General features: G+C 36.1%; 2 protein-coding genes and 1 pseudogene. All 3 read left to right on the forward strand.

Going from position 1 to position 854, the window contains the following annotated elements; genetic code table 11:
• Nucleotides 1–51 precede the first annotated feature (51 nt).
• Nucleotides 52–273, forward strand: a complete 222-nt coding sequence (locus Megvenef_RS09715; RefSeq protein ID WP_322777706.1) for a hypothetical protein — start codon at nucleotides 52–54, stop codon at nucleotides 271–273.
• A complete protein-coding gene (locus tag Megvenef_RS09720) occupies nucleotides 274–555 on the forward strand; it encodes an HU family DNA-binding protein (RefSeq protein ID WP_322777707.1) in 282 nt (93 codons plus the stop codon).
• Between the two features lie 134 nt (nucleotides 556–689).
• A pseudogene (locus Megvenef_RS09725) lies at nucleotides 690–854 on the forward strand (IS5/IS1182 family transposase); the annotation flags it as partial.

An 854-nucleotide genomic window follows, 5' to 3' on the forward strand; every position in this document is an offset into this window, starting at 1 on the left:
ATTCTAACAATAGTTTAGGCGATTCTACAACAAGTGAAGTAAAATAAGCCGATGAAACCTATAGATAAAGAAGATACAATTAATAAATCTATACTATTAAATTGGCTGTATTCCGCAGATAAAGAGCTGTCGATCATAGAGCTTGGAAGGTGGATTGAAGCTAGAACAGGCGGTAAATATATTCTTATACAAAAGGAGCAAGAAACTGATGTCGCGGCGATGCAACTAGTTGCTGAGCATTTAAATAACAAATTAAACAATGGGGATAAGTAAATGAATAAAGCAGAATTTGTAAAACATATAGCAGAGCAACATCAATCTACTCAGGTAGAGGCCGAGAAAACCATCGACATGTTCACCTCTTCGGTAATTGACGCTATCGGGAAAGGGAATGAAATATCATTAATCGGTTTCGGTAATTTTAGTGTAAGTAAAGTTGCGGCAAGAACAGGTCGCAATCCTCGCACAGGTCAGGCGTTGGAAATTGCTGCTTATAACCAACCTAAGTTTAAGGTGGGTCAGAAGCTTAAAGATGCTTGTAACAAAAAAGATTAAATAATTAAATATCAGTCCAGTATCACTCCTGAAGATATATCAGGGGAAAATATAATAGAGGAAAAAATGACAGAACAATCTATTAGAGAAATACTTGGAAATCCAGTGTTTATAAGTTTGTCAGATTATGCTTTAAAATTAAGAAGAAATCTTATAGCTTTCATGCTCCTGAGGTAGAGTGTATCGGCAAGGGCAAATTAAATAAACCCTATGAATTTGGCAATAAAGTTGGGATTGCAGTAAGCGGCCGAGGTAACTTTGTTCTAGGCATTAAATCTTTTCATGGCAACCCTTACGAT

The organism is Candidatus Megaera venefica (assembly GCF_034554655.1).
Taxonomy (GTDB): domain Bacteria; phylum Pseudomonadota; class Alphaproteobacteria; order Rickettsiales; family Rickettsiaceae; genus Megaera_A; species Megaera_A venefica.